15 protein-coding genes (1 of these 15 running past the window's edge) are annotated in these 11391 nt (G+C 60.6%); 13 read left to right on the forward strand and 2 right to left on the reverse strand.

What is annotated here, in order from left to right; genetic code table 11:
* Positions 1-24 precede the first annotated feature (24 nt).
* The 12 genes from AAID99_RS12320 to AAID99_RS12375 all read left to right on the forward strand — a co-directional run bounded on the left by AAID99_RS12320 (position 25) and on the right by AAID99_RS12375 (position 9786).
* Positions 25-450, forward strand: a complete 426-nt coding sequence (locus tag AAID99_RS12320; protein WP_498494023.1) for a DUF4810 domain-containing protein — start codon at positions 25-27, stop codon at positions 448-450.
* Positions 447-1115, forward strand: a complete 669-nt coding sequence (locus tag AAID99_RS12325) for a DUF799 domain-containing protein (RefSeq protein WP_229719882.1) — start codon at positions 447-449, stop codon at positions 1113-1115. The genes AAID99_RS12320 and AAID99_RS12325 overlap by 4 nt, the downstream gene beginning before the upstream one ends.
* Before the next feature lie 317 nt (positions 1116-1432).
* Complete coding sequence (locus AAID99_RS12330; RefSeq protein WP_188427236.1) at positions 1433-2365, forward strand: ribose-phosphate pyrophosphokinase; 933 nt, start codon at positions 1433-1435, stop codon at positions 2363-2365.
* Positions 2366-2377: 12 nt separating this feature from the next.
* Complete coding sequence (locus tag AAID99_RS12335) at positions 2378-2962, forward strand: histidine phosphatase family protein (protein ID WP_498494024.1); 585 nt, start codon at positions 2378-2380, stop codon at positions 2960-2962.
* A gap of 235 nt (positions 2963-3197) precedes the next feature.
* The gene (locus tag AAID99_RS12340; protein ID WP_188427238.1) at positions 3198-3836 is read left to right on the forward strand and encodes a 50S ribosomal protein L25/general stress protein Ctc; all 639 of its coding nucleotides are present in this window, start codon (positions 3198-3200) and stop codon (positions 3834-3836) included.
* A 20-nt stretch (positions 3837-3856) separates the two neighbouring features.
* Positions 3857-4435: an aminoacyl-tRNA hydrolase gene (gene pth, locus AAID99_RS12345; protein ID WP_188427239.1), complete on the forward strand. Its 579-nt coding sequence runs from the start codon at positions 3857-3859 to the stop codon at positions 4433-4435.
* A complete protein-coding gene (ychF, locus tag AAID99_RS12350; protein ID WP_188427240.1) occupies positions 4435-5529 on the forward strand; it encodes a redox-regulated ATPase YchF in 1095 nt (364 codons plus the stop codon). Before pth ends, ychF begins: the two co-directional genes overlap by 1 nt.
* Before the next feature lie 104 nt (positions 5530-5633).
* Complete coding sequence (locus AAID99_RS12355) at positions 5634-6788, forward strand: glycerate kinase (protein WP_498494025.1); 1155 nt, start codon at positions 5634-5636, stop codon at positions 6786-6788.
* Positions 6789-6863: 75 nt separating this feature from the next.
* Positions 6864-8120, forward strand: a complete 1257-nt coding sequence (locus AAID99_RS12360; RefSeq protein WP_498494026.1) for a glutamate-5-semialdehyde dehydrogenase — start codon at positions 6864-6866, stop codon at positions 8118-8120.
* A 1-nt stretch (position 8121) separates the two neighbouring features.
* Positions 8122-8748 (forward strand): nicotinate-nucleotide adenylyltransferase, encoded by a 627-nt coding sequence (locus AAID99_RS12365; protein ID WP_229719883.1) that lies wholly within the window; start codon positions 8122-8124, stop codon positions 8746-8748.
* Positions 8749-8862: 114 nt separating this feature from the next.
* Complete coding sequence (gene rsfS / locus AAID99_RS12370; protein ID WP_188427265.1) at positions 8863-9321, forward strand: ribosome silencing factor; 459 nt, start codon at positions 8863-8865, stop codon at positions 9319-9321.
* Between the two features lie 9 nt (positions 9322-9330).
* Positions 9331-9786: a 23S rRNA (pseudouridine(1915)-N(3))-methyltransferase RlmH gene (locus AAID99_RS12375; protein WP_188427266.1), complete on the forward strand. Its 456-nt coding sequence runs from the start codon at positions 9331-9333 to the stop codon at positions 9784-9786.
* Positions 9787-9887: 101 nt separating this feature from the next.
* Here the strand turns inward: AAID99_RS12375 and AAID99_RS12380 are convergent, their stop codons facing one another.
* Both AAID99_RS12380 and AAID99_RS12385 read right to left on the reverse strand, forming a co-directional pair.
* Positions 9888-10664, reverse strand: a complete 777-nt coding sequence (locus tag AAID99_RS12380; RefSeq protein WP_498494027.1) for a CHAP domain-containing protein — start codon at positions 10662-10664, stop codon at positions 9888-9890.
* A 150-nt stretch (positions 10665-10814) separates the two neighbouring features.
* Positions 10815-11165 (reverse strand): RidA family protein, encoded by a 351-nt coding sequence (locus tag AAID99_RS12385; RefSeq protein ID WP_188427245.1) that lies wholly within the window; start codon positions 11163-11165, stop codon positions 10815-10817.
* Between the two features lie 194 nt (positions 11166-11359).
* Here AAID99_RS12385 and AAID99_RS12390 point away from each other — a divergent pair, with 194 nt between their 5' ends.
* Positions 11360-11391, forward strand: the start of a protein-coding gene (locus AAID99_RS12390; protein ID WP_498494028.1) for an MBL fold metallo-hydrolase. Its footprint extends 610 nt past the window's final position; the window shows 32 of its 642 coding nt (coding positions 1-32); the start codon lies at positions 11360-11362; the stop codon falls past the right edge of the window.

An 11391-nucleotide genomic window follows, 5' to 3' on the forward strand; every position in this document is an offset into this window, starting at 1 on the left:
AACCAATAAATGGATTTCCAAACCATGTCTCGTTACGCAAGAATTCTGGCAGGCATAGCGCTGCCAGGAGTTCTGGCTGCCTGCTCCGGGCAGTCAACGCCGCCGCTCTATAGCTGGCAGAATTTTCAGGCTCAGCAATATCTCTACCTTCAGGGCAAGACAGATCCGCTGGCCCAGATTAACGTCATGGAAAAAGACATGGAGAAGGCGCGCGCCAAGGGGCTTTCGGTTCCTCCTGGTTTTCATGCACATCTCGGCCTGCTTTATGCCACAGAGGGCAAGACCGATCTGGCGCAGCAGGAATTCACTCAGGAAAAGACGCTTTTTCCTGAAGCCACCACCTATATGGACTTCCTGCTGAAGAATCTCGGTCAGGCCCCAGGCTCGTCTTCCAATTCGCCCCAGACTCAGAATGTCAGTGCGCCTCAAAATACGAAGGTGTCGTCATGAAGTCTTTTTCTTTGATGGGGCGTTTTGCCGCGCTGGCGCTCTGCTTTGCCGTTACAGCCTGTGCCTCACAGGTCAAAGCTCCCGATTACACCGCTTTCAAGGCTGCGAAGCCGCGCACCATCCTCGTTTTGCCGCCGGTCAATCATACGCCCGATATCAAGGCTACCAGCGGTCTGTTGTCGCAGATGACACTGCCGCTGGCCGAGGGCGGTTATTACGTCATTCCCGTCACGCTCGAGACCGAGACATTCCGACAGAACGGATTGAGCGTTCCTGATGAAATCATTCAGGTCCCCGCCGAAAAGCTGCGTACGATTTATGGCGCCGATGCCGTGCTGTACACCACCATTACCGATTACGGCTCGGTCTATCACGTGATCAACAGCAACACCGTCGTGACAGCCAGTGCGAAGCTCGTGGATCTGAAGACCGGCTCAGTGCTCTGGACTGGGACCGGAACGGCTTCGAGCGCTGAGAAGAATCAGAATTCCGGCGCTGGTGGTCTGATCGGTGTGCTCGTCAATGCGGCTATCAATCAGGTTGTCGATAGCCTGACGGATGAGAGTTTTGTCGAAGCCGGCACAGCCGCCAACCGTCTTCTGAAGGTAGGGCCGCCGGATGGTCTGCTCTACGGGCCGCGTTCGGTGAAATACGATACCGACTGAAGCTGTCTGTCCTCCCTCTCTCCGGAGACGGGGAGGGGGGGATGACAGGAGCATCGTTCCTATAGAAACACAGTCCCGCTGATATCAGGTGGCATCTGGCCTGATGGTAGGGAAAGTGTTTGGGATATGCTGGACGGATATGATGACGTCGGAAGCCCCCCCTTTGGGGTGGATACCCAGCACATGGGTGGCGAGAGTCACAGAGTTGTAAAAAACGCTCTATCGGTCGATCCGGGCCGCCATGAATTAATGACAGCGTGGCGCGGCGTTGTTAGAAGGCCGCGTTTGCTGCCGTCCCGGACCGGAGTCGTTTCCCGATGAAGATCGTCGCCTGTAACAGTAACCTGCCTCTGGCGCGTGCCGTGGCTCAGGAGCTGCGTTTGCCTCTGTGCAAGGTGTCGGTGCGGCGCTTCGCCGATGCCGAGGTCTTCGTCGAGATCCAGGAAAACGTGCGTGGCGAAGACGTCTTCGTCATTCAGAGCACCTGTTCGCCGACCAATGACAATCTGATGGAACTGCTGATCATGCTTGACGCCCTGCGTCGCGGGTCGGCTCGTCGTGTCACGGCTGTGATGCCCTATTTCGGCTATGCCCGTCAGGATCGCAAATCCGGTCCGCGTACGCCGATCAGCGCCAAGCTGGTGGCCAACCTGCTTGTCGAGGCTGGTGCGAACCGCATTCTGACCATGGATCTGCATGCCATGCAGATTCAGGGATTTTTCGATATTCCGGTCGATAACCTTTATGCCGCACCGCTTTTCAAGCGCGACATCAATGCCCGTCACCCGAATGAAGACCTCATGATCGTCTCGCCGGATGTCGGCGGCGTGGTTCGTGCCCGTCAGCTCGCGCAGCGTCTGAACACCGATCTGGCCATCATCGACAAGCGTCGCGAACGCGCCGGTGTGTCCGAGGTCATGAACGTGATCGGTGATGTCGCGGGGCGCTACTGCATTCTGGTCGATGATATCGTCGATAGCGGTGGTTCGCTGTGCAACGCGGCCGAAGCTCTGATGAAGCATGGTGCCGCCGGGGTCGAGGCTTATGTGACCCATGGTGTGCTGACCGGCATGGCAGTCGATCGCGTCAAGGCGTCTCCGCTCAAGATGCTGACGCTCACCGACAGCATTCCTGCGACGGATGTCATGGAAGAATCGCCCAATATTCGTCAAATCAGCACGGCCAATCTGCTGGCGCGCGCCATGAGTGCTGTGGCAGATGAAAGCTCTGTCTCTTCGCTTTTCGACTAAGGACCGGTTTTCATGCTGCTTCGTCGCCCCTTCTGGTATCTGCGCCACGGTCAGACCGACTGGAACGCACAGAATCTCTCTCAGGGCCGGACAGATATCCCGTTGAACGCCACAGGGCGGGAGCAGGCCATCAAGGCGGGAGACTCACTCTCCCGTCACTGGCGCGATGGCGCTTCGCCCATCGCCCGCATCGTTTCTTCCCCGCTGACACGCGCCCATGACACCGCGCTGGCCGCGCAGGAGGCGATTGCCGTTTCGAGCGGCGTCACCCTGCCGCTGGTGACCGATCAGGGCCTCGAGGAAGTCTGCTTCGGCGTAATGGAAGGCGAACCCATGGGCGACTGGTACGATCCCTGGATCGAAGGTCAGTTCACACCCGAAGGTTGCGAAACCTTCGAGGGGCTCAAGACCCGTGCGGCTGAAGCCGTCAATCGCGCGCTCGAACAGGACGGTATCCCCATGATCGTGGCCCATGGCGCGCTTTTCCGTGCGCTGCGTGCTGCGATGAGCCTGTCGATCAATGTGCGTCTGGCCAATGCTGTGCCACTCTACTGCGACCCGACAGAGAATGGCTGGGTTCTCACCGCTTACGAGTGAGCGATGCGGGGCGCTGCTCCGCGCCTCGGGAACGGAACAGATCCCTTTCATCCCTGACTGAAACAGTGTCAGGATCAAAGGGGCTGTGCCCCTTTGCGGGTTTCGGGGCAGAGCTCCGAGAAGAATCCCCCTCCGAATCCCGAAGAACATTGCTTTACCCCCCCATTTCCGGTAAGGCGCCCCATCACTCAGGCACCCCTGGAGGCCGTGAGTGCAATGAATTTGGGAGAATACCGTGACAAATATGACGTCCCTCGAAGTCTCTACGCGCGCGAAGGCTGGTAAGGGGGCAGCGCGCGCAACGAGACGTGCCGGTCTGGTGCCGGGTGTTGTGTATGGTGGCAAGCAGGAGCCGGCGCTGATCGCGATCGACCCGCGCATCATCCACAAGGAAATGGTTCGTGGCGGCTGGCGCTCGCGCCTGTTTGAGCTGCCGCTCGAAGGCGGCACCGTGCGCGCCCTGCTGCGTGAAGTGCAGCTGCACCCCGTGACCGACGCTCCGATCCATGTCGATTTCCAGCGTCTTGCGGCTGGCGAGAAGGTCCACGTGACCGTCGCCATCCATGTGACGGGTGAAGACAAGGCTCCGGGCATCAAGCGCGGTGGCGTGCTGAACCTGGTTCGCCACACGGTGGACGTCATGGCTGACGTTGACAGCATTCCGTCCAGCTTCACGGTTGATCTGAGCGCGCTCGACATCCACGACAACGTGCGTTGGGACGACCTGACCGGCACCGAGAACGTGACGCCTGTTCTGCAGCTGCCGAACTTCGTCATCGCCACCATCGCACCGCCGACGGTCGATGCCGAGATGGAAGCTGAAGCCGCTGCGAAGGCTGCTGCTGAAGCCGCCGCTCCTGCGAAGAAGAAGTAAGACCGCTCAGGGTGGCCGCAATGCTACTCTGGACCGGGCTCGGCAATCCCGAGCCCGGCATGCGCAGGCAGCGCCATAATATTGGCTTCATGGCTGTCGAGCGTATTGCCGAATACTACCGGTTTTCTCCCTGGCGTGCGCGCTTCAAGGGGGAGACGGCCGAGGGCAGCATCGAGGGACAAAAGGTTCTTCTGCTCAAGCCCATGACCTATATGAATTTATCCGGCGAGAGCGTGCAGCAGGCTGCGCGGTTCTTCAAGATTCCGGTCTCTGACATCACGGCGTTTCATGATGAGCTCGATCTTGCCTTCTGCAAGGTGCGCGTCAAACGGGGCGGCGGCGCAGCGGGGCATAATGGCCTTCGCTCAATGGACAGGATGCTGGGGGACCAGAACTACCAGCGCGTGCGCCTCGGTATCGGCCATCCCGGCCACAAGGACCGTGTGACGGGCCATGTGCTGGGCGATTTCGCCAAGGCCGAACAGAACGAACTCGAAGCGCTTCTCGATGCCGTGGCTGCGGCGTCGCCTCTGCTGGCCAAAGGGGAGCCGGAAGCAACAATGACAAAAATCGCCATGCTGTGCGGGGAGAAACGCTGATGGGCTTCAATTGTGGCATCGTGGGGCTCCCTAATGTGGGCAAGTCCACCCTGTTCAACGCGCTGACGGAAACGGCAGCGGCCCAGGCGGCGAATTATCCCTTCTGCACCATCGAACCCAATGTGGGGCGCGTGGCCGTGCCTGATTCGCGCCTCGATAATCTGGCGCGCATTGGCAAGTCGCAGAAGATCCTGCCGACCAGCCTCGAATTTGTCGATATTGCCGGTCTCGTGCGCGGTGCATCTCGTGGTGAAGGTCTGGGCAACCAGTTTCTCGCCAATATCCGTGAAGTCGATGCCATTATCCATGTGCTGCGCTGCTTCGAGGATGACGACATCACCCATGTCGAGGGTGGCGTGGACCCCGTGCGTGATGCCGAAATCATCGAAACCGAGCTGATGCTGGCCGATCTGGATTCGCTCGAAAAGCGCCAGGTCTCGCTGCAGAAGCGCGCACGCGGCAATGACCGTGAAGCGCAGCAGCAGCTCGCCATCATGGACCCCATCATCGCGGCCCTGCGCGAGGGCAAGCCTGCCCGTACCGCCGTGCCGAAAGGTGAGGAAGAGACGGCGCGCCGCCTGCAGCTCATGACCACCAAGCCGGTGCTCTATGTCTGCAATGTCGAGGAAGGCTCTGCTGCCACCGGCAACAGCCATTCCGAAGCCGTGCGCAAGCGTGCCGAGGCCGAAGGGGCTGCCATGGTCGTGGTCTCTGCCGCCATTGAAGCCGAAGTCAGCCAGCTGCCGCAGGAAGAGCGCGCAGAGTTCCTCGAGGGGCTGGGGCTGAGCAATTCCGGTCTCGACCGCGTTATTGCTGCTGGTTATGGCCTGCTGGGTCTCAGCACCTATTTCACGGTCGGTCCGAAAGAGACCCGCGCCTGGACCATCACCAAGGGCACAAAAGCCCCGCAGGCGGCAGCCGTCATTCATAACGACTTCGAACGTGGCTTCATCGCCTGCGAAACCGTGGCCTACGACGACTATATCGCCTGTGGCGGTGAGTCCGGCGCCAAGGAAGCAGGCAAGCTGCGCATTGAAGGCAAGGAATATGTGGTGCAGGACGGCGATGTCCTGCTGTTCCGTTTCAACGTCTGACCTCTTTGACCCCATCGGGGTAAGAGATTTTGCCTGACGCGGGCGGTCACTACTTGACCGCTTGGCGTTACAGGCAAGAATGGTGCGTTGTTCTGGAGCGCGCCATGGAAATCCTCGTCGCCTGTGATTCCTTCAAGGAGAGCCTGACCGCCGAGGCGGTGGTCGAGGCGATTGTCACCGGTTTTTCCGATATTTTCCCGCAGGCACGCTATCACGCCTTTCCCATGGCCGATGGGGGCGAGGGTACGGCGGCTATCATGGCGCGCACGCTTGGCGGCCAGCTGGAAACGCGTCTGGTCTGCGGTCCGCTCGGTGTGCCGGTTGCAGCCAGATTTGCCGTTCTGAACGAAGGGCGTACGGCCCTGATCGAACTGGCCGAAGCTGCCGGGCTGGCGCAGGTTCCCCCTGAATCGCGAGAGCCCCTTTTCACAACGACCCGTGGTGTAGGCGAGCTTATGCTCGCAGCGCTCGATTTGGGCTGCGAGCATCTCGTTCTCGCTCTGGGCGGAAGTGCCACATGCGATGGCGGAGCAGGGCTTCTGCAGGCACTCGGCGTGTCGCTGCGCGATCTGCGTGGTGAGGAAATCGCCCAGGGCGGGGGGCCGCTGGGCTCTGTCTTCACCCTTGACGACGCAAAGCTCGACCCGCGTCTTGCCGGATGCCGTATCGAGATTCTCTGTGACGTGACGGCACCCCTGCTCGGGGAAAGTGGCGCTGCAGCCGTATTCGGGCCCCAGAAGGGCGCAACACCCCCCATGGTCACTATTCTGAATGGGGCGCTGGCCCGGTTATCCAGTCTGCTCGAGGCGCGCTGCGGGCGCGACCTGTCTATGGATGCCGGTATGGGGGCTGCGGGTGGCACCGCTCTGGGGCTGGTCGCGCTGTGCGGGGCAACGCTCGTTCCCGGGGCTGAAGCCATTGCGCGTCTGCTCGGACTGGACACACTGATGAGCCAGGTCGATCTGGTCATCACGGGAGAGGGGCGCCTCGATGGGCAGACGGCGCAGGGCAAGGCGCCTCATGCGATTGCGAGCATGGCCAGACAGGCAGGCAAGCCCGTTCTGGCGTTTGCGGGTACGCTGGGAGAAGACTGCGAAAAACTCTACGAACTGGGCTTTGATGCGCTGTTCAGTAGTCTCGATCGTCCCTGCTCGCTTGAAGAAGCCTTGTCAGACGCTGCCCCCTCCCTGCGTCGCTGTGCACGCAACGTTGCAGCAGGGCTGGCGGTCGGGCGATCTTTTCAAGCGGTGCAGGAGTGATACATAGCCTGATCGCTCTTTTGCAGCCCTGGCGCTGACAGAGCGCCCGATGCATCGCAGACAGGAGAATGCAGGATGGAAGCCGTCACCCCCCAGTCCGACTTCAAGGCTCTGACCGGACCAGCACGCGCTGCCGCCCGTATTCTTGCGATTGCCCCGGAAAGCCAGCGCAATGAGGCCCTTCGGGCAGCAGCCGAATCGCTGCGTCGCCATTCGGCCGATATTCTCGTGGCCAATGCCCGCGATGTGGCGACATCAAAGGCAAGCGCCGCTTTCATCGACCGGCTGACACTGACCCCGGCACGTATCGAAGCCATGGCCAAGGGACTCGATGCGATTGCATTGCTGCCTGACCCCGTGGGGCGTGTGCTGTCTGAGTGGACGCGTCCCAATGGTCTGATGATTCGTCGCGTAGCGACCGCTCTTGGTGTGCTCGGCATGATTTACGAGAGCCGGCCGAATGTCGGCGCCGATGCCGCCGGGTTGAGCATCAAGTCGGGCAATGCCGTCATTTTGCGTGGTGGGTCTGAAAGCCTCAATTCGGCACGCTGCATCCAGAGCTGTATTCAGGAAGGTCTCGAGCAGGCGGGTCTGCCGCGCGAATGCGTACAGATCGTGCCGGATGCCGACCGCGCCCATGTGGCGTCCATGCTGGGTGCAGCGGGCGAAATCGACATGATCATCCCGCGCGGGGGCAAATCACTCGTCGAGCGTGTGCAGCGCGAAGCGCGTGTGCCGGTGCTCGCCCATGCCGATGGCCTTTGCCACACCTATATCCATGAGGACGCCGATTTCGCGATGGCACGCGAGATTCTGGCCAATGCCAAGATGCGCCGGACAGGTGTGTGCGGCGCAACTGAGACCCTTCTGATCGACCGGGAAATCGCGGCGAGCCTCTTGCCGCTTCTGGTGCAGGATCTTCATGCGCTGGGCTGTGCGATTCTGGGTGACGAGACAGCGCGTAGCATCGTGCATGACCTCGAGCCCGCCAGTTCCGACGATTTCGCCACAGAGTGGCTTGATGCGCGCCTGTCTGTGGCGGTGGTCGACGGCGTCGATTCAGCGCTCGCCCATATCGCGCGCTATGGCAGCGGTCATACCGAAGCGATCATCACAGCGAATGCGGAAGTGGCGGAGCAGTTTCTGAACGGCACCGACAGCGCGGTGGTGATGTGGAATGCCTCGACGCAGTTCTGCGATGGCGGCGAGTTTGGATTCGGCGCCGAGATCGGTATTGCGACCGGCAAGATCCATGCCCGCGGCCCGGTCGGTCTCGAGCAGCTTACGACCTTCCGTTACGAGGTGCGCGGCACCGGCCAGACGCGCCCCTGACGTGCCGCAAATTCCGAAATACGGTGACAGTCGCGCCATTTCGATCGGTCTGCTGGGTGGCTCATTCAATCCTGCCCATGCGGGCCATCTGCAACTGGCCCGTTATGCCCTGACCCATCTGCGGCTCGATCAGGTGTGGCTCATGGTCTCCCCCGGCAACCCGCTGAAGCCGCGAATCGGTATGGCCCCGTTTGAAGACCGTCTGGCTTCGGCTCATGCGCTCGCTGACGGGCGGCATATCATCGCCACCGATATCGAGGCGCGGCTGAACAAACGCTATACGGTCGAGACGATTGCCCTGCTTCGCCTGCGCTTTCCTCGTGCCCGCTTTGTCTGGCTCATGGGGGCAGATAGTCTGGCCACACTTACCCGCTGGCGGCGCTGGCGCGAACTGGCCCTGCATGTGCCCATGGCCGTGGTGCCGAGACCGGGCAGCAACCGGACGGCCCTTTCAGGACGGGCGACCCATGCTCTCAGCCATATGCGTGTGCCCCCAAGGCAGGGGCCAGTCATGTCGCGCTCTAAAGGTGGTGTCTGGGCTTTTCTTCCGGCGCCGCAAAACGGTATATCAGCGACAGCGCTGAGGGATTCTGGAAATTATCCCGCCGCGCGCTCTCTAATGAATTGACCGGAGTGTCGAGCCATCGCCAGAAAACCGTCCGACGAGACGACCACCCCAGCCCGTCGCAGCCGTGCGTCCGCTGGTGAGACCAAGCCTGCCACGGGCGAGAAGACTGCAACCCTGAAAACGGCGGGCACGCCGCGCAAGAAGGCGGCTGCTGCCGGGCCGCGCAAGTCGCGCGCTGCCGCCGCACCGCGTGAAACCGTTGCGCGTGAACTTGTCGAGCAGGCACTGGCTGTCATCACGACCAGCCTTGATGAAGACAAGGCAGAAGATATCGTGACCCTCGATCTGCGCGGTCGTGCCAGCTTTGCCGATCATATGGTGGTCGCAACCGGTATTGCCGATCGTCAGATCGCCGCCATGGCGTCGCACATTGAAGACAAGCTGAACGAGATCGGCATCAAGCGCATCACCATCGAAGGCGCGAACGGCACGGATTGGGTGCTGCTCGATACCGGCGATATCGTGGTGCATCTCTTCAAGCCTGAAAGCCGTGCGCTTTATGCGCTTGAGCGCATGTGGGGCAAGGATCTCGACGACAGCGCCGCAGACGAAGCCGACACCACGGATCTCTGATCTTTCATGATCAGGATCGTCGCCGTCGGTCGATTGAAGAGAGGGCCGGAGCGGGAACTGTTCGACCGTTATGTCGAGCGCACCCGCCCCAGGGTCGAACTGGTTGAGATTGCCGAATCGCGCGGCAGTGCGCTCGAAATCCGCCGCAAGGACGCTGCAGCAATTCTTGCAGCCTGCCCTGAGGGCAGCATTGTGGTTGCCCTCGATGAAGGGGGTACGTCCCCCGACTCCCAGCAGTTTTCAACAATGCTCGAGACCTGGCTGGCTACAGGCAAGCAGGTGTCTTTTGTTATTGGTGGTGCAGAAGGGCTCGAGGCAAGCGTGATCAATCGCGCCGATTCGCGCATTTCCTTTGGGCGCATGACCTGGCCGCACATGATCGTCCGTCTGCTTCTGGCTGAGCAGATTTATCGCGCGCGCGCGATCAGCGCGGGACATCCCTATCATCGCGCTGCCCGGCCGTAGCCGACACGATATTGGTCTTGCTCTGATCAGCCTGCCTTTCGGGCAATAAAAAAGGCGACCCGTTTCCGGGCCGCCCAAGGGCAATGCGGTGAGAGAAGTGCTTAGCGCAGGTTGCGGCTCGGGCCTTCAAGGCCGAATGCATCATCCGGCGCTTCTGCAACTTCCGTCGAATTCATCGGATGCTGCAGCGCGGCAAAGCTCTGCGTCGCAACAGAATGCGAGCGGATGGAACGATGTGCCGGGGCAGGCGTATTGTTAGCCATCATCACCCCGTCATCAGGACGGCCATAGATGAAGCCGTAGGTCGGGTAGATGCTGCCGTAGGTCTCGGTCTTGCTGTTGAGCGCAACGCGAACTGCCGACCAGTCATTATTGGGAGAAACGTCGATGACTCGTACGTTCTTTGCCACGCCATTCTGCGCCCAGTGAGACTGGTCGATAACAATGGTGCGGTTGTCTTCAATCGCGCGAACCACAGCGACATGACCGTAAGGCATGCGACGAATCGCGCGGAAGTTCAGAACGGATCCAGGCTCGGGAGCGGAGCCGCGGGCATACACGCCACGGGAATTTTCCCACCAGTCGCGAGCGTTACCGCTCAGAACAACATCGGAAGCGGCTTTGGCGTAGGCAACACACTGGATCACATGTCCGCCCGAGCGGTGGCGGCGCGGTGTGAAACGGGTCTGGTGAATGCCACCGCGATGCGAGCCGCTCACATGAGCGACATGCACACCATGCATGGCAGATTTGTGAGAAATCTTCTGGCGGGCTTCAGCCTTCGGTGCGAGAAGCGCCGACCCGATCAGAACGGATAATGCGGTCAGAGACGAAAAAAACGGCCTGCGCAGAAGTTTGAGGCAACTTTTCTGTCTCACGTTCATTGATTCCGCATCCGCCCGTTATGTGTTGCATCTAGGTAACTGTGTTCACCTTGAATATGCAACCCGTGTAGTGCGGAGTCATGGCGAATTTATGAACTTTCCCCGAGAAAATTTTGTGTCAGCCCGGGGAAAGGTCAAGAGGCCTTACTTTGTTGTGATCAGCATGATCTCAACAAGCATGCGCGGGTCAGCCAGAACGGCCTGAACGCAGGCACGTGCGGGGGCCGATTCCTTCGGCAGCCATGCCGTCCACTGAACATTGAGCGCATCGCGGTCAGCAATGTCCTTCAGCCAGATCTGGGCCTGCAGAATGCGGGTGTTGTCGGTGCCATGCTGCTCGAGCAGGATATCGAGCTGCTCGAGCACGTCTGCCGTCTGCGCAGCGAAATCGGCGTCGAGGTTACGGGCAACAACACCCTGGGTGAAAACGAAGCCGTGATATTCGACGGCCTTCGACATGACGGGGTTGGGTTCCGTGCGGATGATGCGGCTCATGAGGGTCTCCTGAAAACCTAGGGTTGCCGGGCCAGCCATGCCGTGCCCGCTTGGCCGAACTCTGGTCCGGGTAAGGCATCGGGTCAATCCTGACGGGTCGATGATTGCTTGCCTGTGAGACAGTGGCGCGGTATCGCGCCTAAAGGCCTCTCAAGGACCTGCCTTTATCCACGACCGCGAAGGAGAAGCCGGTTTTGCGTGCCCGCACTGTAAAGGTGACCCCCCT

It is taken from the genome of Asaia sp. Ae19-3, assembly GCF_059801175.1.

What these genes read in the sequence shown, in the direction of transcription:
- AAID99_RS12320 (WP_498494023.1), top strand. Translation starts at nt 25, where the DNA reads ATGTCTCGTTACGCAAGAATTCTGGCAGGCATAGCGCTGCCAGGAGTT.
- AAID99_RS12325 (WP_229719882.1), top strand. Translation starts at nt 447, where the DNA reads ATGAAGTCTTTTTCTTTGATGGGGCGTTTTGCCGCGCTGGCGCTCTGC.
- AAID99_RS12330 (WP_188427236.1), top strand. Translation starts at nt 1,433, where the DNA reads ATGAAGATCGTCGCCTGTAACAGTAACCTGCCTCTGGCGCGTGCCGTG.
- AAID99_RS12335 (WP_498494024.1), top strand. Translation starts at nt 2,378, where the DNA reads ATGCTGCTTCGTCGCCCCTTCTGGTATCTGCGCCACGGTCAGACCGAC.
- pth (WP_188427239.1), top strand. Translation starts at nt 3,857, where the DNA reads ATGCTACTCTGGACCGGGCTCGGCAATCCCGAGCCCGGCATGCGCAGG.
- ychF (WP_188427240.1), top strand. Translation starts at nt 4,435, where the DNA reads ATGGGCTTCAATTGTGGCATCGTGGGGCTCCCTAATGTGGGCAAGTCC.
- AAID99_RS12355 (WP_498494025.1), top strand. Translation starts at nt 5,634, where the DNA reads ATGGAAATCCTCGTCGCCTGTGATTCCTTCAAGGAGAGCCTGACCGCC.
- AAID99_RS12360 (WP_498494026.1), top strand. Translation starts at nt 6,864, where the DNA reads ATGGAAGCCGTCACCCCCCAGTCCGACTTCAAGGCTCTGACCGGACCA.
- AAID99_RS12385 (WP_188427245.1), bottom strand. Translation starts at nt 11,165, where the DNA reads ATGAGCCGCATCATCCGCACGGAACCCAACCCCGTCATGTCGAAGGCC.